Origin of the sequence: Paraglaciecola sp. (assembly GCF_039943935.1) — a bacterium.
GTDB lineage: Bacteria > Pseudomonadota > Gammaproteobacteria > Enterobacterales > Alteromonadaceae > Paraglaciecola.
On record NZ_JBDUZQ010000023.1, the window covers coordinates 161,589 to 186,772 of the forward strand.

21 protein-coding genes are annotated in these 25,184 nt (G+C 39.6%); 14 read left to right on the forward strand and 7 right to left on the reverse strand.

Annotation, left to right across the window (positions count from 1 at the left end; all coding sequences use genetic code 11):
- Nucleotides 1-63 precede the first annotated feature (63 nt).
- Genes ABJD71_RS15570 through ABJD71_RS15585 form a run of 4 tightly spaced genes read left to right on the forward strand, consistent with a single transcriptional unit; the run spans nucleotide 64 to nucleotide 6,059 of the window.
- Entirely contained in the window at nucleotides 64-1,209 is a 1,146-nt protein-coding gene (locus ABJD71_RS15570) for a Gfo/Idh/MocA family oxidoreductase (RefSeq protein WP_348171432.1), read from the forward strand.
- Nucleotides 1,206-2,603 (forward strand): divalent metal cation transporter, encoded by a 1,398-nt coding sequence (locus ABJD71_RS15575; protein WP_348171435.1) that lies wholly within the window; start codon nucleotides 1,206-1,208, stop codon nucleotides 2,601-2,603. Before ABJD71_RS15570 ends, ABJD71_RS15575 begins: the two co-directional genes overlap by 4 nt.
- 2 nt (nucleotides 2,604-2,605) lie before the next feature.
- Entirely contained in the window at nucleotides 2,606-3,688 is a 1,083-nt protein-coding gene (locus ABJD71_RS15580) for a Gfo/Idh/MocA family oxidoreductase (RefSeq protein WP_348171438.1), read from the forward strand.
- A gap of 55 nt (nucleotides 3,689-3,743) precedes the next feature.
- Nucleotides 3,744-6,059 (forward strand): alpha-L-rhamnosidase C-terminal domain-containing protein, encoded by a 2,316-nt coding sequence (locus ABJD71_RS15585; RefSeq protein WP_348171441.1) that lies wholly within the window; start codon nucleotides 3,744-3,746, stop codon nucleotides 6,057-6,059.
- On the opposite strand, the gene ABJD71_RS15590 is transcribed toward ABJD71_RS15585, so the two are convergent.
- The 6 genes from ABJD71_RS15590 to ubiG all read right to left on the reverse strand — a co-directional run bounded on the left by ABJD71_RS15590 (nucleotide 6,056) and on the right by ubiG (nucleotide 12,630).
- Complete coding sequence (locus ABJD71_RS15590) at nucleotides 6,056-6,952, reverse strand: EamA family transporter (RefSeq protein WP_348171444.1); 897 nt, start codon at nucleotides 6,950-6,952, stop codon at nucleotides 6,056-6,058. The genes ABJD71_RS15585 and ABJD71_RS15590 overlap by 4 nt on opposite strands.
- Nucleotides 6,953-7,021: 69 nt before the next feature.
- The gene (gene yfaE, locus ABJD71_RS15595; RefSeq protein WP_348171447.1) at nucleotides 7,022-7,291 is read right to left on the reverse strand and encodes a class I ribonucleotide reductase maintenance protein YfaE; all 270 of its coding nucleotides are present in this window, start codon (nucleotides 7,289-7,291) and stop codon (nucleotides 7,022-7,024) included.
- Nucleotides 7,292-8,422, reverse strand: coding sequence for a class Ia ribonucleoside-diphosphate reductase subunit beta (gene nrdB, locus ABJD71_RS15600; RefSeq protein WP_348171450.1), 1,131 nt, complete (start codon nucleotides 8,420-8,422; stop codon nucleotides 7,292-7,294). It abuts the gene before it with no gap.
- A gap of 64 nt (nucleotides 8,423-8,486) precedes the next feature.
- On the reverse strand, nucleotides 8,487-10,802 hold the full coding sequence (nrdA, locus tag ABJD71_RS15605) for a class 1a ribonucleoside-diphosphate reductase subunit alpha (protein ID WP_348171453.1): 2,316 nt from the start codon (nucleotides 10,800-10,802) through the stop codon (nucleotides 8,487-8,489).
- A 454-nt stretch (nucleotides 10,803-11,256) separates the two neighbouring features.
- On the reverse strand, nucleotides 11,257-11,913 hold the full coding sequence (locus ABJD71_RS15610) for an HAD-IA family hydrolase (protein ID WP_348171456.1): 657 nt from the start codon (nucleotides 11,911-11,913) through the stop codon (nucleotides 11,257-11,259).
- Nucleotides 11,914-12,630, reverse strand: a complete 717-nt coding sequence (gene ubiG, locus ABJD71_RS15615; protein WP_348171459.1) for a bifunctional 2-polyprenyl-6-hydroxyphenol methylase/3-demethylubiquinol 3-O-methyltransferase UbiG — start codon at nucleotides 12,628-12,630, stop codon at nucleotides 11,914-11,916.
- Nucleotides 12,631-12,914: 284 nt separating this feature from the next.
- Between ubiG and gyrA the strand changes: the two genes are divergently transcribed.
- From gyrA to pyrF, 9 genes are all read left to right on the forward strand, one after another.
- On the forward strand, nucleotides 12,915-15,602 hold the full coding sequence (gene gyrA / locus ABJD71_RS15620) for a DNA topoisomerase (ATP-hydrolyzing) subunit A (protein WP_348171462.1): 2,688 nt from the start codon (nucleotides 12,915-12,917) through the stop codon (nucleotides 15,600-15,602).
- 131 nt (nucleotides 15,603-15,733) lie between these two features.
- The gene (gene serC / locus ABJD71_RS15625) at nucleotides 15,734-16,816 is read left to right on the forward strand and encodes a 3-phosphoserine/phosphohydroxythreonine transaminase (RefSeq protein WP_348171465.1); all 1,083 of its coding nucleotides are present in this window, start codon (nucleotides 15,734-15,736) and stop codon (nucleotides 16,814-16,816) included.
- Entirely contained in the window at nucleotides 16,816-18,096 is a 1,281-nt protein-coding gene (gene aroA, locus ABJD71_RS15630; RefSeq protein ID WP_348171467.1) for a 3-phosphoshikimate 1-carboxyvinyltransferase, read from the forward strand. The genes serC and aroA overlap by 1 nt, the downstream gene beginning before the upstream one ends.
- A gap of 141 nt (nucleotides 18,097-18,237) precedes the next feature.
- Nucleotides 18,238-18,915: a (d)CMP kinase gene (cmk, locus tag ABJD71_RS15635; RefSeq protein WP_348171470.1), complete on the forward strand. Its 678-nt coding sequence runs from the start codon at nucleotides 18,238-18,240 to the stop codon at nucleotides 18,913-18,915.
- A gap of 123 nt (nucleotides 18,916-19,038) precedes the next feature.
- Nucleotides 19,039-20,706, forward strand: coding sequence for a 30S ribosomal protein S1 (gene rpsA, locus ABJD71_RS15640; protein WP_133469539.1), 1,668 nt, complete (start codon nucleotides 19,039-19,041; stop codon nucleotides 20,704-20,706).
- A 105-nt stretch (nucleotides 20,707-20,811) separates the two neighbouring features.
- Nucleotides 20,812-21,102: an integration host factor subunit beta gene (gene ihfB, locus ABJD71_RS15645; RefSeq protein WP_348171473.1), complete on the forward strand. Its 291-nt coding sequence runs from the start codon at nucleotides 20,812-20,814 to the stop codon at nucleotides 21,100-21,102.
- A gap of 167 nt (nucleotides 21,103-21,269) precedes the next feature.
- Nucleotides 21,270-21,542, forward strand: coding sequence for a lipopolysaccharide assembly protein LapA domain-containing protein (locus ABJD71_RS15650; RefSeq protein ID WP_348171476.1), 273 nt, complete (start codon nucleotides 21,270-21,272; stop codon nucleotides 21,540-21,542).
- Complete coding sequence (lapB, locus tag ABJD71_RS15655; RefSeq protein WP_348171479.1) at nucleotides 21,542-22,711, forward strand: lipopolysaccharide assembly protein LapB; 1,170 nt, start codon at nucleotides 21,542-21,544, stop codon at nucleotides 22,709-22,711. The genes ABJD71_RS15650 and lapB overlap by 1 nt, the downstream gene beginning before the upstream one ends.
- Before the next feature lies 1 nt (nucleotide 22,712).
- The gene (pyrF, locus tag ABJD71_RS15660) at nucleotides 22,713-23,408 is read left to right on the forward strand and encodes an orotidine-5'-phosphate decarboxylase (protein WP_348171482.1); all 696 of its coding nucleotides are present in this window, start codon (nucleotides 22,713-22,715) and stop codon (nucleotides 23,406-23,408) included.
- Between the two features lie 5 nt (nucleotides 23,409-23,413).
- On the opposite strand, the gene ald is transcribed toward pyrF, so the two are convergent.
- Nucleotides 23,414-24,547, reverse strand: coding sequence for an alanine dehydrogenase (ald, locus tag ABJD71_RS15665; RefSeq protein WP_348171485.1), 1,134 nt, complete (start codon nucleotides 24,545-24,547; stop codon nucleotides 23,414-23,416).
- 140 nt (nucleotides 24,548-24,687) lie between these two features.
- On the opposite strand from ald, the gene lrp reads away from it, so the two are divergent.
- Nucleotides 24,688-25,173: a leucine-responsive transcriptional regulator Lrp gene (lrp, locus tag ABJD71_RS15670; RefSeq protein WP_348171488.1), complete on the forward strand. Its 486-nt coding sequence runs from the start codon at nucleotides 24,688-24,690 to the stop codon at nucleotides 25,171-25,173.
- Nucleotides 25,174-25,184 lie beyond the last annotated feature (11 nt).

The window sequence follows — 25,184 nt, forward strand, 5'->3', positions numbered from 1 at the left end:
AATAGGCATTTACATTATGTTCATTAGTAGGTTGAATCAACACAGATAAAAAATTGGTAACTTATGAGTGATTTTCGATTAGGTGTAGTAGGGCTAGGCAATATAGGCCAGCAACATATTAAACATGTTACTAGTGGTTATGTGAAGAATTGTACCGTCACAGCCGTTGCCTCAAGAACATTAAGCGATGTAGCACAAGGCATTGGGGCAGAACATTTTACCTGTTACAAAGCATTAGTTGATTCTGGGCTATGTGATGGTGTGCTTATTGCGACTCCTACTATGAATCATCTTAAAATGGGCCTTTACGTATTGAATAAAGGCATGCATCTGCTAATGGAGAAACCTATTGGTTTATCTGTTTCTGAAGGGCACCAATTACTCGCAGCTGTTGGCCCTAAGCAAATATTCGGCCTGATGTTAAATCAGCGTGTATCCCCTGTTTTTGCAAAGATGAAAAGCATTATAGACACAGGTATGTTAGGTGAGTTACAGCGAACTAATTGGACCATGACTAATTGGTTTCGTCCTGAAGTGTATTTCCAAGTTTCTGATTGGCGTGCCACTTGGCATGGTGAAGGTGGCGGATTACTGGTCAATCAATGTATTCATAATATCGATATCTTACAGTGGTTATGTGGCATGCCTGTTTCTATCCAAGGTTTTTGTGGCTTTGGAAAGTACCACAATATAGAAGTAGAAGATGAAGCCACTGCCTATTTTGAATATCCCAATGGCGCTACCGGTGTGTTTATTGGTTCGACTGGCGAATCTCCAGGTGTAAACCGCTTAGATATAGTCGGAGATAAAGGGATGTTAAGTTTTGATGGAGAGCGACTAACCCTCACCTTAAATACTCCTTCTACCTCAGTTTATAATCGCGAAACCAATGATATGTTTGGGCAACCTGAAAAATCAGTCCAAGACATTACACCTACCGAAGATGTGAACCAACATGCAGTGGTGATAAACAACTTCATAGAAGCTACGGTAAACCTGCAGCCTCTCATTGCCCCAGCAGAAGAGGGCATTAAGTCTTTGTCTATAGCGAATGCTATTTTATGGTCTGCCTGGACAAAACAGGAAATCGCTTTGCCATTAGATAGTGATGGTTACCAGCAAGCTTTAAATGAGAAGTTAGCCCATTCACGATTACGTACTAAGTCTAATGTTAAGGCAAACATTGATATGGGGGCATCATATAGATGACCCAATCAACCACAACCAAGAGTAATGAAGTTGAAATACTTACAGCCTTAGCGAAAAAGCCTTGGTTTGCTAGAGTGCCTACTTATTTAAAATTAAGTGGGCCAGGTTGGTTACAAGGTGCGATGACGTTGGGTGGGGGGAGTGCGGTTACTTCGTTAACCATAGGTGCTGTATTTGGATATGAGTTTTTGTGGGTACAACCGGTTGCGATGGTTATTGGCTGTATTATGTTATTTGCGTTAGCCCATCAAACTTTACATAGTCAAACGTCTCCTTTTGAGTCTATGAAAAAACATGTTAATGCTCCTTTAGCTTGGGCATGGGCGATTGCCGCTTTTGCTTCGAGTATTATTTGGGGCTTTGCTCATTACCCATTAAGTGCGGGAATGTTGGAAGAAATAATTGTGGTTTCCAGCGGGTTCTCAGTGGAACAGCAACAAGGAGGGGCGGCTAGGGATGGGTATTTACTGGCTCTTGCTTTATTAGTTTGGGCAGGGTGCGCCTATACATCTTGGCGTTATGGTGATCAGGTTGATGAAAGTCAATCTGGTAAACATAGTGCGGTTAAGATTTTTGAAACCAGCATTAAGGTATTAAGTGGCCTGATTGTGATTGCGTTTGCTTGGGTGGTTATAAGCGCTTCATTGAATGGGAAGGTGGATTGGGCTGCAGTTATGGCTGGTTATATCCCTTCTTCTTTACCTCAAACATCTGCAGGTGTCACTACCATGATGGCGGCTCTTGGTAGTGCAGTCGGTATTAATATGACCTTTATATATGGTTACACTTTGCTTCATAAAAAGTGGACACCCGATCACGTTGAGTTATCACGTTATGACATTGCTTTTGGCTTGGTTATGCCATACATCTTGGTCACAAGCTTAATTAGTATTGCGGCAGCTGGCGCTTTTTATGGCTCCGATTTGGATATTCAAGGAAAGTTGAGCCCGGCACAAGCCGGTAAAATGTTTATGTCTGCAGGCTTAGATGAAGTGACCAGTCGCCTTATTTTTGCTTTTGGTATTTTAGGAATGGCGGTAGGTTCACTTGTGATGCATATGTTGTGTTGCGGTTCAGCCGCCGCCGCAATGTTTAATTGGAAAGAAGGAAGTTTGCAATACAAGCTAGCTCTACTTGCGCCAACTCCAGCGGTATTAGGAGTCTTTGTATGGTCGACAATGGGGGCGTATGTAGTGTTACCAACCTCTGCAATATGTGGTTTTTTGCTTCCTATCGCCTATATTGGCTGGGCATCATTACACAATAACAAAGCCTATTTGGGACATGCTAGGCCCAAAGGTGTGAAAAGACTGCTGTTTAATGTGGCTATGCTGTTATGTATTGTCACGGTCTTGGCGAGTGTAGTGTATTCAACTTATGTAAAATTGGGATGAAAATGACGGATAAAAATATCAAAGACGGAGCAAATTATAGCCCTGAAGGACGTGTTGAAAAAGTAGTCGAGCAAGGGCAGTTTTTCTTTTCCGTAGCGTTTTTAGATCACGGGCATATTTATGCCCAAGCCAACGGCTTAGTGCAAGCGGGGGCGACTCTTAAGTATGTATTTGATACTGATGCTAAACGCTTATCTGACTTTTGCGATAAGTTTCCACAGGTTGAAGTTGCGACGTCTTTTGAACAGATTCTGCAAGATAATCAAACGCAATTGGTTGCTAGTGCGGCAGTGCCAAATCTAAGAGCGGATATCGGTATTCAAGTTATGGGGGCAGGTAAAGATTATTTTACGGATAAATCCCCCTTTACCACTATTGAGCAACTGCAACAGGTAAAAGACGTGGTAGCAAAGACTAAACAAAAGTATGCCGTATATTATGCCGAACGTTTACATAATGAGGCTGCATGGCAAGCTGGTGAATTAATCACCGCAGGTGCTATTGGTCGCGTTTTACAAGTGGTTACTTTGGCTCCGCACCGTTTGTCTAAAAATACTCGACCAGATTGGTTTTTTAATAAAGAAGCCTACGGAGGAATATTAACGGACATTGGTTCTCATCAAGTGGAACAGTTTCTTGCTTATTCAGGTGCGACTAGTGCCAACATAAACTTTGCCCGCGCTAGTAACATGGATAACCCTGATAAAGAAGGGCTAGAAGATTTTGGTGAAGTTTCAATGACAGGTGACAATGGTGCATCATTTTATGCCCGAGTCGATTGGTTTACACCTGATGGGCAAGCAACTTGGGGCGATGGTCGTACCTTTATATTGGGTACCGAAGGCAATATTGAATGCCGAAAGTACAATGATGTTGCTCGCCAAGCGCCTTCATCTAAATTGTTTTTAACTAATGGTAACACCGAGCAAGAAATTGACTGCTCAGGAAAAAGTGGTTTTCCTTTTTTTGGGCGGCTAATTTTAGATGTGATTAACAGGACAGAAAACGCCATGACACAAGCTCACGCTTTTAAGGCAGCAGAGCTAAGTATGCAGGCGCAGCACATGGCAAATAGCGTTAATTAAGTCGTTTTTAAATTTTAGCCTTTAATAAAACTTCAATCATGAGAGAAATTGTATTATGCGTGCAGTAGGTTATTTATTTTTCATTGTTTATTTCATATCTTGTTCACCCGCTCCATCATCAATGTCTTCGGCTAGCTCTGAAGAGTTAATTACGGCGCCTATTGGGTTGTTGACTGAATTGTTACGTTGGCCAGAAAAAGCGGTTATTACCGACGTAGCGCCTGAGTTTTCTTGGAGGCTAGGAAAAGAAGGACAAAACCAACAGGCATTTCAGATACTCGTAGCGAATAACCAAGAGTTACTTGCTCAAGAGAATGCAAATATGTGGGATAGTGGAAAGGTTGAAGGGAATGCAAACCTTGATATTGAATATGCCGGAACACCTCTGCAAGCTAACACATCATACTATTGGAAAGTAAGGGTATGGACGACTGATGGGGAGCTAAGTCATTACAGTCAGTGGCAACAGTTCAATATGGGTGAAACCAGTCATGAGATGAGAAGCGAGCTGTGGCCTGGAGAAAGCCAATGGGTAGAGCTAACCGATAAGCAGTGGGTGTCGGAAGACAGGCAAACAGCAATGTTTGAAGATATATCACCTGTTAGCATGTCTGAAATAAAACCAAATATTTATTTAGCTGAGTTTGAAAAAGCGGCATTTTCTACTTTAAAAGTAACAATAACTGCTTCAGAAGTTGCAGAATTAACTGTTTTTTTAGGTGAGCGTTTATCTGATGATGGCTTGATTAATAAACATCCAGGGCATTCATTTATTGGTTATGAAAAGCTAAATTTGTCGATAAAAAAAGGAACTCATGAGTACCAAGTACAAATTCCTGCTAATCATTCAAAGTCTCCTCACCACCAAAAATTAGCGCCTTTTTACCCAGAAGTATTACCCTTTAGGTTTGCTGAGATCATCTTGCCAACTACAGGAGTAGTGATTGATTCTGTTACACAATATGCGCTGTATTATCCTTTTGATGATAATGCTTCATCCTTTACAAGTAGCAGTGATGCGCTAAATAGAGTGTGGGATTTAAGTAAGTACACTTTAAAAGCAACACCATTCTTAGGGGTTTATGCTGATGGAAACCGTGAACGCATGCCTTATGAAGCCGATGCCTATATTCAGCAGTTAGGACATTACAATGTAGACAGAGAGTATAGTGTGGCGCGTTATACTGCTAAATTTTTACTACACCATGCGTCTTGGCCAACAGAGTGGCATATGCATATGTTAATGATTGCATGGCAAGACTACATGTATAGCGGTAACAGCGATTTCTTAGTCGAATATTACACTGACTTAAAGGTTAAAACCTTACATGAGTTAGCCAGAGAAGATGGATTGATAAGTTCTAAAACCGACAAACTAACGCAAGATCTATTAAATCGGTTGCATTATGACGGTCAGAAATTTAGAGATATTGTAGATTGGCCCAAAGGGACTGAAGCGGGTAAAAAGCAAGCTAGAAATGCAGGGCCTACACCTGAAGGTGAGCGAGACGGTTACGTTTTTACTGATTACAATACTGTGGTTAATGCGTATCACGTTAATGTACTAAACATCATGTCTGATATTGCAGAAGTAGTAGGAAACGCAAGTGATCAAGCTTGGTTCAAGCACCAAGCAAGTATCGTTAATACGAGTATGCTGGAACACATGTTTGACAAAGACAAAGGGCGATTTGTTGATGGTATTGGAACAGAGCATGCTTCGTTACATGCAAATATGTTTCCTCTGGCGTTTGGCCTAGTTCCAGAAGAGCATGTCTCATCAGTGACTGAATTTGTTAAAAGCCGAGGTATGGCTGCAAGTGTGTATGGTGCACAGCATTTGTTAGATGGATTGTATAGAGTCGGTGAAGCTGATTATGCGTTGTCTTTAATGACATCTGATAGTAAACGCAGTTGGCTAAACATGTTAAAGGTGGGGTCAACTATGACAACTGAGGCATGGGATGAGCATTTTAAACCTAACCTTACGTGGAACCACGCATGGGGAAGCGCTCCCGCTAATGTTATACCTCGGCGTTTAATGGGGATAGAACCGGTTGAATCAGGCTTTAAAGAATTTCGTATCGTACCTCAACCCGCTTCACTCTCTGAGGTTAGGTTAACAACGCCTACGATACAAGGCCCTATTTATACAGAACTAAACGTAAGTCAGGAACAAGAACAGGTAAAGTGGGCGTTGCAAATTGATGTTCCTGCAAACACAAAAGCACAGCTATGGGTTCCAGCGACGTTTAACCAGTTTAACGTTAATGGAGAACTATATACTTCTAGAATGCAGAGCGTGCTGATGGGGGAAAAGCGCAAGCTCATTCCTCTTGTATCAGGTAAATATAGAATTGAAGTCTACTAGTTGGGTTTGACTGAGCGTTTTTTTATTAACTTTCCACCTATTAGGTTGGTAATTAAGCCCAACAGAACTAGCAAAATCCCTAGCCATTGAGGTGTTGTTATTTCTTCACTAAGGAGTACCGAAGCAGCTGTTAAGCCTACTAGTGGCACACCAAGTGTCAGAGGGGCTATTTGTGCTGCTGGGTACTTCCCTAGTAAATATCCCCACAATCCATAACCCATAATGGTTGCTACAGCAGCTAAATATATTAAAGCCCACCAAGATTGCAGACTAAAATTTGATAAAGTTTGATAAATTACATCTGGACCTTCAAAAAAATAACTAAAAATAAAGAAGGGAATAGGGGGGATCCATGCGCTCCAGATAACCAAATTCACATTTGAGGCGTAACCTTTTTGGCTAATTTTTCTCGCACTAATATTACCTAAAGCCCAGCCTGCAGCGCCAGCTAAGGTGAGAGCAAAACCTATGGCTGTCATGTTTTGACTATCTTGGCTCATGGCAATCAATGATAAACCTAAAGCTGCAATAACAAGTGCAAGGATTTGATGTGACTTAATGTTTTCGTGTAAGAGAAAACTGGCAAAAATTAAGGTAAACAATGCTTGAGATTGCAGGACTAAAGACGCAAGACCGGCTGGCATGCCAAAAGCAAGTGCCGAAAACAAAAATGCAAACTGTAAAAAGCTAATAGGTAATGCATAGGCGAACCACCATTTAATGGGTGTATTAGGACGTTTAAAGAACAATGACCCAACTGAAGCGACTAGCAAAAAGCGTAGACCGCCCATTAATAAGGGAGGCATGTCTTCAAGTCCCCAGGCTATAACTACAAAGTTAACGCCCCACACTATAATAATGAAGACTGCTAGTAGTAAATCTTTTGGTGTCACGGTATGTCCTTAAAAATGTTATGTTTGCCACAAATAATGCATGCAAGCTGTTATTGTTAATTTTAGGACTTAGTCAATTTCAATTTCTATAGAGCTTAAAGGAAAGCAACAACAAGGCAATATTTCATTATCATCAATAAAGGCTAAGGGATCGGTTTTATACTCTACCTCACCTTTAATAAGTTTCGTACGACAGGCTCCGCAGTAACCTTCACGGCAATGATATTGGATCTCAATATTATGTACTTCTATTGTTTCTAGTAAGCTTTTGTTTGGCTGATGCTGAACCGTTTTATGGTGTTTGATATCCACCATAAAACTGTTTGTGTTTTTACTCATTTATAAATCAAAATCACCAAAATCATCTGCACTTACCTCAGAGTCAATTTGACCCACTAAGTAAGAGCTGATTTCAGATTCCTGTGGGGCAACTTGTACATTATCTGAACTTAAGTAATTGTTCATCCAGGGCAGTGGATTACTTTTTACATCAAATGGTTGCCCAAGGCCTATTGCTGACATTCTATGGTTTGCAATAAACTCAACGTACTGGCATAAAATTTCTTTGTTCAAGCCAATCATAGAGCCATGTTGAAATAAAAATGCGGCCCATTCTTTTTCCTGCTCTACTGCGTTAAGAAATATCTCCTTGGCTTCTTCTTTACATTCTTCAGCAATCTCAGCCATTTCAGGATCATCTTTGCCTTTTGCCCACAAATTAATGACATGCTGAGTAGAGGTAAGGTGTAAGTTTTCATCTCTAGCTATTAAGCGAATGATTTTAGAATTGCCTTCCATTAGTTCTCTTTCTGCAAACGCAAAAGTACAAGCAAAAGAAACATAAAAGCGAATAGCTTCTAATGCATTAACTGAGTTCATGCACAGGTATAACTTTTTCTTTAATTCACGCATGGTAATAGTGTGCGTAACACCTTTGACTGTATGAACTCCTTCACCTAGAGTTTGCCAAAGCTGGGTAGCAAAAATTAGGTCGTCATAATATTTTGAAATATCTGCAGCCCGCTTTTTGATCTCTTCGTTCTCGACTATATCGTTGAATATACTACTTGGGTCACCAAAAAGGTTACGCAAAATATGAGTATAAGAACGTGAATGAATCGTTTCAAAAAAGGACCAGGTTTCCACCCAAGTTTCTAATTCTGGGATAGAGATAATCGGCAGAAACGCAATGTTTGGGCTTCTACCTTGTATGGAATCAAGTAGCGTTTGATATTTTAAATTAGAAATAAAAATGTGCTTTTCTGAGTCGCTTAATTTTTGAAAATCAACTCTATCTTTACTCACATCAACTTCTTCAGGGCGCCAAAAAAAGCTTATTTGCTTTTCTATCAACTTTTCAAAAATTTGATGTTTTTGTTGATCATAACGAGCTACGTTGACCGGGTTACCGAAAAACATTGGCTCTGTTAGTGGGTTATTATTAATTTGATTAAAAGTTGTATATTTCATTAAGTCTTGTTGCCATTTATTATTCAAACTGCTCAGAAAAAGCTGCCGAAGCAGCTAATCGAATTTAGATCTTACAAGCGCCGCCAGCACAGTCGTCATCTTCTTCTACCACAACTTCTTGAGGAACAAACTTTTGATTTGTCAGCTCTTGCTGAGTTGAGTCATCAGCACCGTCTCGGGTGTTGTGGTAATAAAGCGTTTTAACGCCTAGTTTATAGCTAGTTAACAAGTCTTTAAGCAGTAATTTCATGGGAACCTTACCACCTTCGTATTTATTAGGATCGTAACTGGTATTAGCAGAAATCGTTTGGTCAACAAATTTTTGCATGATGCCAGTTAGCTCTAAGTAACCGTCGTTTGATGGTAAATCCCATAAGAGTTCGTATTTGTCTTTAAGTTTTTCGTACTCAGGTACAACCTGCTTAAGTACTCCGTCTTTACTAGACTTAATACTAATATGCCCCCGCGGAGGTTCGATACCATTAGTGGCGTTTGATATTTGTGATGATGTTTCTGAGGGCATTAAGGCCGATAGCGTACTATTACGTAATCCATACTGTTTGATATCAGCTCTTAAGGCATCCCAGTCACAATGTAATGGTTCATCACAAATTTTATCTAGGTCTTTCTTGTAGGTGTCTGTTGGCATTAGCCCTTGGAAATAGGTGGTTTCGTCAAATTTAGGACATGCACCTTTTTCTTTAGCCAGGTTACAGGAGGCTTTCATCAAGTTGTATTGCATGGCTTCAAAGGTTTTGTGTACTAAACCATTAGCGCTGCCGTCTGAATATTTTACGCCATTCTTCGCTAGGTAATAAGCAAAGTTAATAACGCCTATGCCGAGTGTACGCCTGCCCATAGTTGCGTTATAGGCTGCTGGAACAGGGTAGTCTTGGTAATCTAATAAGTTATCAAGTGCACGTACCGCTAAGTCAGACAGCTCTGCAAACTCGTCTAGGCTTTCAATCGCACCTAGGTTAAATGCTGATAATGTGCAAAGTGCAATTTCGCCATTTTCGTCATTCACATGTTGTAAAGGCTTAGTAGGTAAAGCTATTTCTAAACATAAATTACTTTGACGTACTGGTGCCAGCTTAGGATTAAATGGGCTATGAGTATTACAGTGGTCTACGTTTTGTAGATAAATACGTCCAGTACTTGCTCGCTCTTGCATAAATAAGCTGAACAACTCAATGGCTTTGATTTGCTCTTTACGGATACTATCGTCTTGTTCGTATTGTACGTATAAACGTTCAAATTCATCTTGGTCAGCGAAAAATGCATCATAAAGCCCAGGTGTATCAGAGGGGCTAAATAAGGTGATGTATTGATCTTTAATCAGACGTGTGTACATCAATTTATTGAATTGAACACCATAATCTAAGTGGCGTACGCGGTTTTCTTCTACACCTCTGTTATTTTTTAATACTAGAAGTGATTCAATCTCTAAATGCCATAGAGGATAAAACAAAGTAGCGGCACCACCACGCACTCCACCTTGTGAACAGCTTTTAACTGCAGTTTGAAAATGCTTATAAAAAGGAATACAACCGGTATGAAAAGCTTCACCTCCACGAATTGGACTACCTAATGCTCGAATACGTCCTGCATTTACACCAATACCGGCTCGCTGGCTTACGTATTTTACAATAGCACTTGAGGTGGCATTAATTGAATCTAAGCTGTCACCAGCTTCAATCAAAACACATGAGCTAAATTGGCGGGTAGGGGTTCTTACACCTGCCATAATAGGAGTAGGTAAAGATATTTTGAACTTAGACGTGGCATCATAAAAACGCTTGATGTAGTCCATACGAGTTTCTTTCTCGTAATTCGCGAATAAACATGCTGCTACTAGTATATATAAGAACTGAGCACTTTCGTATATTTCACCGGTAACCCGATTTTGGACTAGGTATTTACCTTCTAGTTGTTTAACCGCTGCATAACTGAAGTTCATATCTCGCCAATGGTCGAGGTATTCATTCATCTCTGCAAATTCAGCTTCGCTGTAATCTTCTAATAAATGTTCATCGTATTTGCCTTTAGCAACCATAGCTTTTATATGGTCGTACAATTTAGGTGGCTCAAAACAGCCGTAAGCTTTTTTACGTAAATGAAATATGGCTAATCGTGCGGCAAGATATTGGTAATCAGGGCAATCTGTCGAAATAAGATCGGCGGCTGAACGAATTAAGGTTTCATGAATATCGGCGGTTTTTATGCCGTCGTAAAATTGAATATGTGCTTTAATTTCAACTTGTGAAACAGAGACGTTATTTAATCCTTTGGCTGCCCACTCAATCACTTTATGGATTTTTTCCAAATCAATGATTTCACGTTCGCCAGTACGCTTAGTGACGTATAAATTGTTATTCATATTTATGTTTAGCCGTAACTTATAATTGTAAGTAGTAGAGATGGCAGTATGTTGCCCGAGGTAACAGATATTTCTGTTAACTCGTATGCTTATTCTCTAGGTTTTGATGTGCTCATATTTTATAAAATAAATAGTTCAATACAGCGAATTTCATACATAGGTATTGATTAATGAACAGACCACAAGATAGTGAGGTTTTAAGATGATTGCAACCCAATATATGGTGGTTTTATGGTCACTGATGGTGCATAAGAAAAAAGTTAGTAGTGACTCACCTAAAACCACCTTTTGAGTTGCGTGTAAAAGGAATGCAAGAAATAATTTGGTAATATTTTTTTATTAAAACTTTTTTGATTTAAAAAACAGAAGTTTATTATATATCGATATATAGGGGGTGTTTGCAATATATACCACTATATATCGTGTTTTGAATTTTTAGCCTAAGATTGTATTTTTATAAAAAAGCAAGTAAATCCAATGGATGTTGAATATGAATATCAGCTAACCATTTGTGACTTTCTTGAATGCTTGGCAAGTAACCATATTCTGCTACAACACTGGTCATATTAGCTGCATGTGCAGCTTCAATATCTCGTTGAGCATCACCTACATACCAAGTATTTGGAAATTGGATTTTTAGTTGCTCTTGAGCATAAAGTAAGGGTTTTGGATGGGGCTTTCTTTCAGGGAGGCTGTCGCCACTGATTATTACATTACATTCTTTTAATAAAGGAAAAAACTCGACTAACTTTAGAGTTAAATATTCTGGCTTATTAGTCACAATACCCCATGGTATGGATTTCTGATTGAGTTCGTTAAGTAGGGTTTCTATCCCTTCAAAAAATACTGTATCAACGCAAATATTATTTTCGTAATGGGTGAAAAACTGTTGACGTAAGTCTTCAAAGTCTAAAGATTTTAATTCATCACCAAACCCCAACTCTAACATTCCCTTTGCACCATTTGACGCAATATTTCTGTATTCTTCATAGGAAACTAAAGGGCGTTGCATTGTCTCTAATACATGATTTAGGGCATTGCCTAAGTCTTTTGCTGTTTCTAATAATGTTCCGTCGAGATCAAACAATATAGCATTAGGTTTTGTTACCATCTAGATTGACTCATTTTGACAATGGATAATGTAATTAACATCAACATTTTGTTGAGACAAGTAATATTCTTGAGTTAGCGGGTTAACATGAAGTCCAATCATTCGTTGTACTTGTAATTGGGTGTCATCAATCCATGACATTAATTCAGATGGTTTGATGAATTTATCATGCTGATGAGTGCCTTTGGGTACAAGTCCTAATATATATTCGGCTCCAACAATAGCCATAAGGTAAGATTTGATATTTCTATTTAAGGTAGAAAAAAATACATGGCCCCCCGGCTTGACTAATGTATAGCAGGCTTTTACGACAGAGCTTGGGTCAGGTACGTGCTCTAACATTTCCATACACGTCACAACATCGAATGTAGCTTGGTGTTTATCTGCAAACTCTTCTGCTGTTACCTGTTGGTAATCAACACTCAATCCTGACTCTAAGCCATGTAGTCGAGCAACTTCTAATGGGGCTTCTCCCATGTCAATACCGATAACATCTGCACCGTGTTTCGCCATACTTTCAGCCAAAATACCTCCACCACACCCTACATCTAACACTTTCTTGTTACTTAATCCTAAGCTGTGCTGATTAATGTAATCTGTTCTTAGTGGGTTAATTTGATGAAGTGGTTTAAACTCTCCAGAGAGGTCCCACCATCTTGAAGCTAAATCTGAAAATTTTTGTATTTCATTCGGGTCAACATTTTGCGATTGGTTCATGTATGGCGTTTGTGTTTATTATTTAGTGATTAGCTTATACCACTATCTTATCAAATAAAATCGCCTATATGACGTTTTGAGGTCCAATTGCACACTATATGAGCTATATCTAACTATTTATTTTAATCTGTAGGTGGTAGGATAACTTGTTCGAAATGAAAAATAATTCAGTGTTCAAAAGCTTGGTAAATGGAGTAACAATGTTAAGTCCTAGCCTAACAAACGTTATCAGAAAATTTGCTTTTTACACATTTTAATAATTACGACTAGGTACAAGGCTGTATATGACTGATCACGCCCAAGAAATTCTTCCTATTAATATAGAAGAAGAACTTAAAAACTCTTATCTCGATTATGCGATGAGCGTTATTGTTGGCAGGGCGCTGCCTGATGTTCGAGATGGTTTAAAACCGGTACATCGCCGTGTTTTATTTGCTATGAACGAATTAAAAAATGATTTCAACAAACCTTATAAAAAGTCTGCTCGTGTAGTAGGGGACGTAATCGGTAAGTATCACCCTCATGGTGATTCTGCTGTTTATGACACTATCGTTCGTATGGCTCAGCCTTTTTCTCTTCGATATATGTTAGTCGATGGGCAAGGTAACTTTGGTTCTGTTGATGGTGACTCTGCGGCGGCAATGCGTTACACAGAAATTCGTATGGCGAAAATTGCCCATGAGTTACTAGCAGACCTCGAAAAAGAAACAGTAGACTTTGTCGCTAACTACGATGGCACTGAGTTTATTCCGGAAGTATTACCGACTAGAGTTCCTAATTTACTTGTTAATGGCTCTTCCGGTATTGCTGTGGGAATGGCAACTAACATTCCACCCCACAATTTAACCGAAGTAGTCAATGGTTGTATTGCATTAATAGACAACCCCGAATTAACTATTGAGGAGTTAATTGAACATATACCTGGTCCAGATTTTCCAACTGCTGCATTTATTAGTGGTAGAAAGGGTATAGAAGAGGCTTATCGTACCGGTCGTGGCAAAATTTACATGCGAGCCCGTGCCGAAATAGAAACAGAAGATAATGGTAAAGAAACCATAATCGTTCATGAAATTCCTTATCAAGTTAACAAAGCTCGCTTAATTGAAAAAATTGCTGACTTGGTAAAAGAGAAAAAAATAGAGGGTATATCTGCGCTTCGGGATGAGTCCGATAAAGACGGAATGCGCATAGTTGTTGAAGTTAAACGTAATGAATCGGCAGAAGTGTTATTAAACCATTTATATTCTCAAACGCAGATGCAAACTGTGTTTGGTATAAATATGGTTGCATTAGATAAAACTCAGCCTAGAATTTTTAATCTTCTGGATATTCTTAAGGCATTTGTTCTCCATAGACGTGAAGTGGTTACTAGACGTACTGTGTTTGAACTTAAAAAGGCCCGTGAGCGAGCTCATATTCTTGAAGGTTTGGCGATTGCATTGGTCAATATTGACCCGATTATTGCGCTAATTAAAGCATCTAAAAGTCCAGCTGAAGCTAAGGTATCTTTAACCGCCCAAGGCTGGTCTCTGGGTGATGTAGCAGAAATGCTAGAGCGTGCCGGAAATGACGCCGCTAGACCGGACTGGTTAGAACCTCAGTATGGTATTCGCGACGGTCAATACTATCTAACCGAGCAACAAGCTCAAGCAATATTAGATTTGCGCTTGAACAAGTTAACTGGTTTAGAACATGACAAGATATTGTCAGAATACAAAGAGTTGCTAGAGGTTATTGCTGAGTTATTACACATCTTGAGTAGCCCTGAACGACTAATGGAAGTTATTCGTGAAGAGTTAGAAAAAGTACGTGATGAATATGGCGATGCTCGCCGTACCGAGATAACAGCAGCGTCTCATGACATAGATATTGAAGACTTAATTGAGCGAGAAGAAGTTGTCGTTACCTTATCTCGTGAAGGTTATGTTAAGTATCAAAAGTTAAATGACTATGAATCTCAACGTCGTGGTGGTCGCGGTAAATCAGCGACTAAGATGAAAGATGAAGACTTCATTGAAAAGCTATTAGTGGCGAATACCCATGATCATATCTTATGTTTCTCTACTCGTGGGCGTTTATATTGGTTAAAAGTATATCAACTACCTTTAGCGAGCCGTAATGCTCGAGGTCGTCCAATTGTAAATATCTTACCTTTAGAAGAAGGTGAGCGTATTACCGCTATTTTACCGATTCAAGAGTTTGAAGAAGGTAAATATGTGTTGATGGCAACCGCTAACGGTACTGTTAAGAAAACCGCTCTCACTTCATACTCACGTCCAAGAGCTAACGGTATTATTGCTGTTAATTTAAATGATGGTGATGAATTGATTGGGGTGGATATTACCCATGGCGAAGACGATATTATGTTGTTCTCTGACGCAGGTAAAGTTGTACGCTTTAATGAGAAGCAACGTGACTCTGAAACCGGTGCAGTGAAGCTTGATCCAGAGACTGGTGAAGAGTTGTTAGCATTACGTCCAATGGGACGTACGGCAACAGGTGTACGTGGTATTCGTTTACAAGATGGCCAAAAAGTAGTGTCTTTGATTGTTCCAAAAGGTGATGGTGCAATTTTAACCGCCACTGAAAATGGCTTCGGCAAACGAACTCCTGTTACAGATTACCCAGCCAAAAGTCGTGCGACTCAAGGCGTTGTGTCAATTAAAGTGTCCGAGCGAAATGGTAAAGTTGTTGGGGCAGTACAGGTTAATGATTCTGATGAAATTATGCTTATCAGTGACCAAGGCACACTTGTTAGAACCCGTGTTGAAGAAGTTTCTACGGTTGGTCGTAATACTCAAGGTGTGAGACTAATTCGTACCATCGAAGGCGAACACGTTGTTGGCCTACAACGTATTGATGAAGTTGAAGAGCTGGAAGTTGAAATTGACGAAGCGGTTACAGTAGATGCCATTGAGGCAAGTTCAGCAGAAGCCACAGATGAACCTTCTGAACCTAACCAAGGTGAATAACCAATTCATATTTTTTATACTAAAAGTATGGAAACTCACTGATTAGTAAGCGTTAATGCTTATTAATTATTATCTCTGAACGAGTGGCTACAGCCACTCGTTTTTTTTGATCTCCTTAGTTTTGGATACATATGACAATTTACAATTTTTGTGCTGGTCCAGCCATGCTACCAGCTGAAGTAATGCAACAAGCTCAAAAAGAGTTGTTAGACTGGCAAGGCTTAGGTCGATCTGTGATGGAAATTAGCCACAGAAGTAAAGAGTACATAGCCCTTGCAGAGAGTGCAGAGCAAGATTTACGGGATTTACTCGCTATACCAGATAACTACAAAGTGTTGTTTGCTCATGGTGGTGGCCGCGGACAATTTGCGGCTGTTCCTATGAATTTACAAGGGAGAGGCAAAACGGCAGACTTTTTAACTACGGGTTCATGGTCACAAGATGCATTTGATGAAGCTAACAAGTATTTATCTAGTCACCTAGTAGCAAAAACAGAGTATAAGGAAGGCTTGTCTGTTGTTCCTTGTATTACTGCTGAAATGATTAATCAAAATGCAGCCTATTTCCATTACTGCTCAAATGAAACCGTTGATGGAATAGAGGTCAATACCATTCCTGAAACAGGAGATGTCCCTATTGTGGTTGATATGTCTTCAAATATCCTATCGCAACCAATAGATGTGTCTAAGTTTGGTGTTATCTATGCAGGCGCACAGAAAAATATTGGACCATCTGGATTGGCAGTAGTTATTGTAAGAGAGGATTTATTAGACTCTGCAATGGCAGAAACACCTTCTTACATGAAGTATCAAACCATTGCTAAATTTAATTCTATGTATAATACCCCTCCTACTTATTCTTGGTATTTAGCAAGGTTAGTGTTTAAGTGGCTAAAAGCCCAAGGTGGATTAGACAAAATAGCAGCTGTGAATAACCAAAAAGCTGAGCTTTTATATCAATGCATTGATGAAAGTGGTTTCTATATCAATAAGGTTCATCCTGATTTTCGCTCTAAAATGAATGTAACCTTTCATTTACCTAATACTGACTTAGATAGTGTATTTCTGGAAGATGCAGAGGCTCTTGGTTTGGTGGCGTTGAAAGGACACCGTAAAGTCGGAGGCATGCGCGCCAGTATTTATAATGCGATGCCTTTAGAAGGCGTGATAGCCTTAACTAATTTTATGAAAGAATTTGCTAGGAGACACAAATAATGCAGCAATTGTTGTTATCCCCCATTAAAAAAATACAAGGTACAGTGAATGTACCAGGCTCTAAAAGTTTATCTAACCGCGCATTACTACTTGCGGCGCTTGCTAAAGGTGAAACTCATTTAACAAATTTATTGGACAGTGAAGACATTCACCATATGTTAAATGCCCTAACAAAGTTAGGGGTTAGTTACCGTTTGTCAGATTGCAAAACTGAATGCTGGGTCACAGGCAATCAAGGTGCGTTTAAAGTAGAAAGCCCTATCACTTTGTTTTTAGGAAACGCTGGGACTGCAATGCGCCCGCTGTGTGCCGCATTAGCTGCGAGCCAAGGGGAATTTGAACTAACCGGTGAGCCAAGAATGGAAGAAAGGCCTATTGGTGCTTTAGTGGACTCGCTACGTCAAGCGGGTGCGGATATTAGTTATTTGAAAAATGCCGATTATCCCCCATTATTGATAAAAGGAAAAACCTTAAATGGCGGTAACGTCACTGTAGATGGTAGTGTATCTAGTCAATTTTTAACTGCTTTACTGATGAGTGCTCCATTATTTGAAAATGACACTGTTATTACCATAAGCGGCGAACTAGTTTCAAAGCCATATATTGATATCACCTTAGACACAATGTCCAAATTTGGTATTGAAGTTGAAAATCAAGCTTACCAAGCCTTTATAGTAAAAGGGGCGCAACAGTATCACTCCCCAGGTAAATTTATGGTGGAAGGTGATGCCTCTTCTGCGTCATACTTTTTAGCTGCTGGAGCAATCAAAGGCGGTACAGTCCAAGTGACTGGTATTGGTAAAAATAGTATTCAAGGCGATATAAAGTTTGCAGAAGTATTAGAGGAAATGGGTGCAAAAGTTAAATGGCATGAAGAATATATAGAAGTAACGGGGGCTCCTTTACATGGCATTGATTTAGATATGAATCATATTCCAGATGCCGCTATGACTATTGCAACCGCAGCACTATTTGCTACAGGCGATACTAGTATTCGTAATATTTATAATTGGCGAGTAAAAGAGACTGACCGTTTAGCCGCTATGAGTACAGAACTGCGTAAAGTTGGCGCTACAGTTATTGAAGGTGAAGATTTTATAACCATCACACCTCCATCACAATTGATTCATGCAGATATTGATACCTACAATGACCATCGTGTTGCGATGTGTTTTTCATTGGTTGCCTTAAGTGATACTCCTGTAACAATTAATGACCCTAAATGTACAGCTAAAACTTTCCCTGATTATTTCCAGCGCTTTGCTACTATTTGTCAATAGCAAATACCTTTTGGGGCCTTTGGCCCCTGTTACATTTTTCAAACTGTAAACAAGTTTTGAATTAATTGTCACTTTAGTGTCATTGCTTATCTGTTGACTATCCGTATAATTACGCCCGATTTTATTGGCTCAGGAGAGCACATGTACATAGAACCGGTCATCACAATTGATGGACCAAGTGGTGCAGGCAAAGGAACCGCAAGTACTTTGTTAGCAAAAAAACTAGGTTGGCATTTTCTGGACAGCGGAGCGATTTATCGAGTGTTAGCGGTTGCTTCTATTCATCATCAAATCCCAAGTGAAGATGAAGTCGGGTTGTTACCCCTCGCATCTAGTTTAGATGTTCACTTTGAAGCGACTGAAAGTGGCGTTAAAGTTATGCTAGAAGGTGAAGATGTTAGTGACACTATACGCACTGAAGTAGTGGGTGCCGTCGCTTCTCAAGTCGCATCATTACCGTCAATTCGTGAAGCGTTACTGAGAAGACAAAGGGCTTTTAAACAGTCACCGGGTTTAGTTGCAGATGGAAGAGATATGGGAACCGTAGTGTTTCCTGAGGCTGAAGTTAAAGTGTTTTTAACTGCGAGCGCTGAAGAGCGTGCAGATAGGCGTTATAAGCAGTTGAAAGCAAAGGGACATGATGTTAGCATACCGCGCCTTTTGGCCGACATAAAGGCTCGTGACGACCGCGATACGAATCGCAGCGTAGCTCCTTTAGTTCCGGCAGAAGATGCTCTTGTTATAGATTCAACTGAGTTGAGTGTTGAGCAAGTAATTGAAAAGATTGAAGTATTTACGAAACAGAAGCTAACAAAATAAAAGCTATCTCATAGTAAATAAAGTAAAAGCCTGCCAAGTTAAGGATTGATTTGGTTATGAATAACAACCCCACGCCCACTGGATTGTTCGTGGATGTCTAAAAAAGAATTGAATTAAACCTATATGGAAAATTTTGCTGATCTATTTGAAGAAAGTTTAAAAGAACTTGAAACCCGCCCTGGCTCTATTGTTAAAGGTACTATCGTATCAATCGATAAAGATATCGTACTTGTAGATGCTGGATTAAAATCTGAAAGTGCAATCCCTGTAGAACAATTTAGAAATGCTGATGGTGGACTTGATGTTGCTGTTGGTGATTCTATCGATGTTGCTCTAGATGCAGTTGAAGATGGCTTCGGTGAAACTATCTTGTCTCGCGAAAAAGCGAAACGTCACGAAGCTTGGGTAGAATTAGAAAAAGCGTACACTGAAAAAGAAACGATCATTGGTGTAATTAACGGTAAAGTTAAAGGTGGCTTTACGGTTGAAGTTAACACTGTTCGTGCTTTCTTACCTGGTTCATTGGTTGACGTACGTCCAGTTAGAGACACTGCGCACCTAGAAGGTAAAGAATTAGAATTTAAAGTTATCAAGCTAGATGCTAAACGTAACAACGTTGTTGTTTCTCGTCGTGCTGTTATCGAAGCTGAGAGCAGTGCTGAGCGTGATACGCTTCTTGCTAACCTTGAAGAAGGTCATGAAGTTAAAGGTATCGTTAAGAACCTTACAGACTATGGTGCTTTCGTTGATTTAGGTGGTGTAGATGGTCTTCTGCACATTACAGATATGGCTTGGAAACGTGTTAAGCACCCAAGTGAAATCGTTAATGTTGGTGACGAAATCAACGTTAAAGTACTTAAGTTTGACAAAGAGAAATCACGTGTTTCTCTTGGCATGAAGCAAATGGGCAACGATCCATGGCAAGAAATTGCTAACCGTTACCCTGAAGGCGCTAAATTAAGTGGTGCTGTAACTAACCTAACTGACTACGGTTGTTTCGTTGAAATCGAAGACGGTGTTGAAGGTCTTGTTCACGTTTCAGAAATGGATTGGACTAACAAAAATATCCACCCATCTAAAGTTGTTAACTTAGGTGATGTTGTTGAAGTTATGGTGCTTGAAATTGATGAAGAGCGTCGTCGTATTTCTCTTGGTCTTAAGCAATGTATCCCTAACCCTTGGGAAGAGTTCGCTAAAGCGCAGAGCAAAGGTGACAAAGTTTCTGGTAAGATCAAATCTATCACTGATTTCGGTATCTTCATTGGCCTTGATGGCGGCATAGATGGACTAGTTCACTTATCCGATATCTCTTGGAACAAAACTGGCGAAGAAGCCGTTCGTGACTTTAAGAAAGGCGACGAAATCTCAGCTGTTGTTTTACAAGTTGACCCGGAGCGTGAACGTATTTCTCTTGGCGTTAAGCAAATTGAAGAAGACCCGTTCAATCAGTACATCACTGATACTAAGAAAGGCACAATCGTTACTGGTACCGTTACAGCAGTTGATGCTAAAGGCGTAACAGTTAAGTTAGCTGAAGAAGTTGAAGGTTATGTACGTGCCGGCGACTTGTCTCGTGACCGTGTTGAAGATGCATCTGAAGTAGTTAGCGTTGATTCTGAAATCGAAGCTAAGTTCATGGGTGTTGATCGTAAGAACCGTATCGTTAACTTGTCTGTTAAAGCAAAAGACCAAGCTGACGAGAAGGAAGCACTAGATAAAGTAAATCAACAAGAAGAAGTTGGTTTCTCTAATGCATTCGCAGACGCGTTTAAAGCAGCTAAAAACGACTAGAAAGGCAGGCGCGTAAATTATTTTTCAGAATTATTGTTTTGACAAAAATACTTACGCGCTTATTATCGGTACTGAAAGCTTTTTTGATTGAGGGAGAATTTAAGAATGACAAAATCAGAACTTATCGAAAGACTAGCCGATAAAATGAGCCAAGTACCAGCCAAAGATGTTGAAACGTCGATAAAAGAAATACTTGAGCAAATGGCGCAAACCTTGCAGAAAGGTGAGCGAATCGAAATCAGAGGTTTCGGTAGTTTCTCATTACATTATCGCGCTCCACGCGTTGGCCGTAATCCTAAAACCGGTGAAACAGTTGAATTGGAAGGTAAATATGTCCCCCATTTCAAACCAGGTAAAGAATTACGAGAAAGGGTTAATGAAAGCTTAGCTAACTAATACTTTAAGTATTTTTTTAAAAACGGCACTCCAATTAGGGTGCCGTTTTTGTTAGAGTAAGCTACAAAATTTGATATCTGGCCAAAGTTAACCTGTTTCATACTTTAGACATCCATTTTTTGTACGCCAAATTAACCTTCTTCTAGTAGTAACCGCGGAGGCATCAAATGAAAATCAAAGGTTTAGTACTACTCATTTTTATATTGGTGATGCTAGTAATTGCTGGGGCTGTAGGTACTCAAAATGGTCATCTTGTGTTGGTCAATTACCTATTCGCAGAAGCTGAAGTTAAAATGTCAGCTGTGTTAGTGACTGCATTTATATTAGGTTTTAGTCTGTGTTTTATCATTTTTCTTTATGTTTATTTTAGGATGAAGTGGAAAATAGCTGCACTAACACGTAAAAATAAAAAACTTACTCAACAGGTAACTGCTAAGTAATGTTAGAGCTTCTGTTCCTTCTATTGCCCGTAGCCGCCGGTTATGGTTGGATGATGGGCCGTAATAGTGTTAGGCAATCTCAGCGTCGTCAATCAAGTATACTCGCAAAACACTATTATAAAGGTTTAAATTTTTTGTTATCGGACGAACCTGATAAAGCCGTTGACACACTCATTAAAATGATAGATTTAGACAGTGACACTGTTGAAACCCACATTGCAATGGGGAAGTTCTTCCGCCATAGAGGGGAGCTTGATAGAGCCATTCGAGTTCATCAAAACTTAGTTAGCAAAGATGAAATATCTCTTTCTCAAAGAGAGTCAGCACTATATGAGTTAGGAAGAGACTATATTCTCGCCGGTTTTTTAGAGCGTGCTGAAAATGCTTTTCTGCAACTGCTTAATAGTGAACGTCACTTTATTAAGTCGCAAACCCAACTTTTTAATATTTATCAAACTACCAAAGAATGGCAACGAGCCATAGAGCTTGCTGAAAGAATGATAGGAGCGGGGGGCAATAGTAGCGAACTTTACGTTAGAGTCGCTCATTTCTATTGTGAGCAAGCTAATATTGATTGGAAAAATACTCAAATTGAAGCCGCGTTAGACAATCTTCATAAAGCAAGTGCAGCAGATGAAAATGCTATTCGACCTTGGTTAATGTTGGGTGAAATTGCTATGGGTGAACAACAATATGAGCGTGCCTTAGATTACTTAGCAGAGGTTCCTGTTAGAGATATTAACTGGTTGAGCGAAGCAGTACCTTTAATTGAGGAGTGTGCTGACAAGTTAAATGACGAGCAAAAACTAAATAAAGTGTTAGACGAATATTGGCAACAATGTGCTACTGCTTATTTAGCTAAAGTTAAGTTAATGGCAAAAGAAGGTGATACTGAAAAAGCAGCTGAGGTGTTACTAGGTCAACTTAGAAAACACCCTACCATGAAAGGGTTTAAAACCTTGATGGGGCTGTATATAGATTTACAGCACCACGATCAGTCAACTAATAGCTTGAGCCTGTTAAAAGATTTAGTTGAAGAGCAAATAAAACAGCGCCCAAAATTTAGATGCCACAGTTGTGGCTTTTCAGGTAGCCAGCTCCATTGGCTATGTCCTTCCTGTAAGAAATGGGGTGTGGTTAGACCAATTAAAGGCTTAGATGGGGAGTAGCGTGAAAGATCCAAAAGTAGTGATTGCATTAGATTTTGCAGAATTAAATAAAGCAGAAGCTTTCATCGATAAATTAAATCCAGAGTTATGCCGTTTGAAAGTGGGTAAAGAAATGTTCACCCACTTTGGGCAACAGTTTGTAAAAACCTTGGTTAATAAAAACTTTGATGTGTTTCTAGACCTTAAATTCCATGATATTCCTAATACTGTTTCTAAAGCTTGCCAAGCTGCAGCTGATTTAGGTGTTTGGATGGTGAACGTACACGCCTCTGGCGGTCCTAAAATGATGGAGCAAGCGCGATTAGGGCTTGAAAGTTACGGTGCCAATAAACCCATTCTGATAGCAGTAACGGTACTTACTAGTATGGATGCAGAGCAATTAAATGCGATTGGCATAACATTATCGCCGCAACAACAAGTATTAAATCTAGCTAAGCTTACGCATAAGTGCGGTCTAGATGGAGTGGTATGTTCGGCACAGGAGTCAAGTCTACTTAAAAGTGAAGTGGCAAAAGATTTTACTTTGGTCACACCTGGTATACGCCCTGTGGGGGCTGATAAAGGTGACCAAATCAGAATTATGACACCAAAAAATGCCATCGATGCTGGTTCTGATTATTTAGTAATAGGCCGGCCAATTACACAAGCGGCTGACCCATTACAAGCATTGATTGATATAAACCAATCAATTTATTAAATCACTTAAAGTGTTTCTAAAGCAGTTTTAGGCTCTAGGTAATCAAGGTTTAGTTCTTCACCTAAAGCATCTACAACGGCTTTATAAGTTACTTTACCTTGATGTACATTTAGTCCATTTAGTAAGTGTGCATCATCTAGCATAGCTTGTTTTGCCCCTTTGTTGGCTAAAGCCAAACCATATTGCAATGTTGCGTTGTTAAGGGCCATAGTAGAGGTACGAGCCACCCCACCTGGCATGTTTGCTACGCAATAATGTACTACATCATCAATAACATAAACCGGGTCTTGGTGAGTGGTTGCTTTTGAAGTTTCAAAACAGCCTCCTTGGTCAATCGCTACGTCCACTACGACAGAGCCCGCTTTCATATTCTTAATATGTTCACGGTTTAGTAATTTAGGTGCTGCAGCGCCAGGAACTAATACCGCGCCAACAACTAAATCGGCCCTTGAAGAGTAGTACTCGATTGCTTCAGCAGTAGAATAAACAGTCGCCAAGCGACCCTCAAAAATGTCATCAAGCTCGCGCAAGCGATTTAATGATCTATCTAGTATGGTAACGCTTGCGCCCAAGCCCATTGCCATTTTGGCAGCATTAAGACCTACTACACCGCCACCTATCACTAATACTTTTCCAGGAGCTACACCAGGAACGCCACCTAATAAAGTGCCGCTTCCCCCTTGTGCTTTTTCTAAATAATGAGCTCCAGCTTGAACTGCCATTCTTCCGGCAACTTCACTCATAGGAGCAAGTAATGGGAGTGCACCATTAATATCGGTAACTGTTTCATAAGCAATACAGGTTGCGCCTGATTCTACTAATAGTTTAGTTTGAGTAGGGTCCGGTGCTAGATGTAAGTAGGTGTATAAAATTTGGCCAGGACGTAACATTTTACACTCGTTAGGTTGTGGCTCTTTAACCTTTACAATCATCTCTGCGTTAGCAAATATTTCTTCTGGAGTTGCTATAATTTTAGCGCCAGCCGTTACATATTGCTCATCAGTAAAGCCAATGCCAGTACCAGCATCTTTTTCTACCCATACTTGATGATTGTTATTTATAAATTCTTTAGCAGCAGCAGGAGTGAGTCCTACACGATATTCGTGATTTTTTATTTCTTTTGGTACACCAATCAGCATTTTATTACTCCCATATGGTTAAAGGTTTTTAGTTGTTTTTTGCTGGATTGAGTATAAAGGAACTTCTTCAGTAAGAAGTTTTGAATAAAAGTTAGTTAAAGTATAAAATTCTGTAAAATTGTTAATATGCAAAATTAAATATGCTAATTAAAACGCCGAAACACCTAGATAGAATAGATAGAAACATCTTAATTGAGCTACAACAAAACGGACGAATTACCAATTCAGAGTTGGCCACCAAGGTTGGGTTGAGTGCAAGTCCTTGTTTAGAAAGAGTTAAAAGGTTAGAGGGTGAAGGCTATATCACAGGATACCAAGCTAGAGTTGACCCAGTAAAGCTAGGTGCGGCTATGTTGGTTTTTGTAGAAATCACATTAGTAAAAACTTCGGTCGATATTTTTGAAGAATTTTCTACTGCAGTGAAAGAGCATGAAGATATTCAGGAGTGTCATTTAGTATCTGGCAACTTTGATTATTTACTAAAAGCCCGAGTAGCTGATATGTCCAGTTATCGAAAGCTATTAGGTGACACTTTATTACGTTTACCAGGAGTGAGCGAATCTCGAACCTATGTGGTGATGGAAGAGGTTAAAGAGTCTACCCAAGTGAAAATTAGTCTTCGTTGATTTCAATCGTT

Excerpts from the sequence above, each read along its gene's own strand:
- ABJD71_RS15570 (WP_348171432.1), top strand. The coding sequence starts at position 64 with ATGAGTGATTTTCGATTAGGTGTAGTAGGGCTAGGCAATATAGGCCAG.
- ABJD71_RS15575 (WP_348171435.1), top strand. The coding sequence starts at position 1,206 with ATGACCCAATCAACCACAACCAAGAGTAATGAAGTTGAAATACTTACA.
- ABJD71_RS15580 (WP_348171438.1), top strand. The coding sequence starts at position 2,606 with ATGACGGATAAAAATATCAAAGACGGAGCAAATTATAGCCCTGAAGGA.
- ABJD71_RS15585 (WP_348171441.1), top strand. The coding sequence starts at position 3,744 with ATGCGTGCAGTAGGTTATTTATTTTTCATTGTTTATTTCATATCTTGT.
- yfaE (WP_348171447.1), bottom strand. The coding sequence starts at position 7,291 with ATGAGTAAAAACACAAACAGTTTTATGGTGGATATCAAACACCATAAA.
- nrdB (WP_348171450.1), bottom strand. The coding sequence starts at position 8,422 with ATGAAATATACAACTTTTAATCAAATTAATAATAACCCACTAACAGAG.
- nrdA (WP_348171453.1), bottom strand. The coding sequence starts at position 10,802 with ATGAATAACAATTTATACGTCACTAAGCGTACTGGCGAACGTGAAATC.
- ABJD71_RS15610 (WP_348171456.1), bottom strand. The coding sequence starts at position 11,913 with ATGGTAACAAAACCTAATGCTATATTGTTTGATCTCGACGGAACATTA.
- ubiG (WP_348171459.1), bottom strand. The coding sequence starts at position 12,630 with ATGAACCAATCGCAAAATGTTGACCCGAATGAAATACAAAAATTTTCA.
- gyrA (WP_348171462.1), top strand. The coding sequence starts at position 12,915 with ATGACTGATCACGCCCAAGAAATTCTTCCTATTAATATAGAAGAAGAA.
- serC (WP_348171465.1), top strand. The coding sequence starts at position 15,734 with ATGACAATTTACAATTTTTGTGCTGGTCCAGCCATGCTACCAGCTGAA.
- aroA (WP_348171467.1), top strand. The coding sequence starts at position 16,816 with ATGCAGCAATTGTTGTTATCCCCCATTAAAAAAATACAAGGTACAGTG.
- cmk (WP_348171470.1), top strand. The coding sequence starts at position 18,238 with ATGTACATAGAACCGGTCATCACAATTGATGGACCAAGTGGTGCAGGC.
- rpsA (WP_133469539.1), top strand. The coding sequence starts at position 19,039 with ATGGAAAATTTTGCTGATCTATTTGAAGAAAGTTTAAAAGAACTTGAA.
- ihfB (WP_348171473.1), top strand. The coding sequence starts at position 20,812 with ATGACAAAATCAGAACTTATCGAAAGACTAGCCGATAAAATGAGCCAA.
- ABJD71_RS15650 (WP_348171476.1), top strand. The coding sequence starts at position 21,270 with ATGAAAATCAAAGGTTTAGTACTACTCATTTTTATATTGGTGATGCTA.
- lapB (WP_348171479.1), top strand. The coding sequence starts at position 21,542 with ATGTTAGAGCTTCTGTTCCTTCTATTGCCCGTAGCCGCCGGTTATGGT.
- ald (WP_348171485.1), bottom strand. The coding sequence starts at position 24,547 with ATGCTGATTGGTGTACCAAAAGAAATAAAAAATCACGAATATCGTGTA.
- lrp (WP_348171488.1), top strand. The coding sequence starts at position 24,688 with ATGCTAATTAAAACGCCGAAACACCTAGATAGAATAGATAGAAACATC.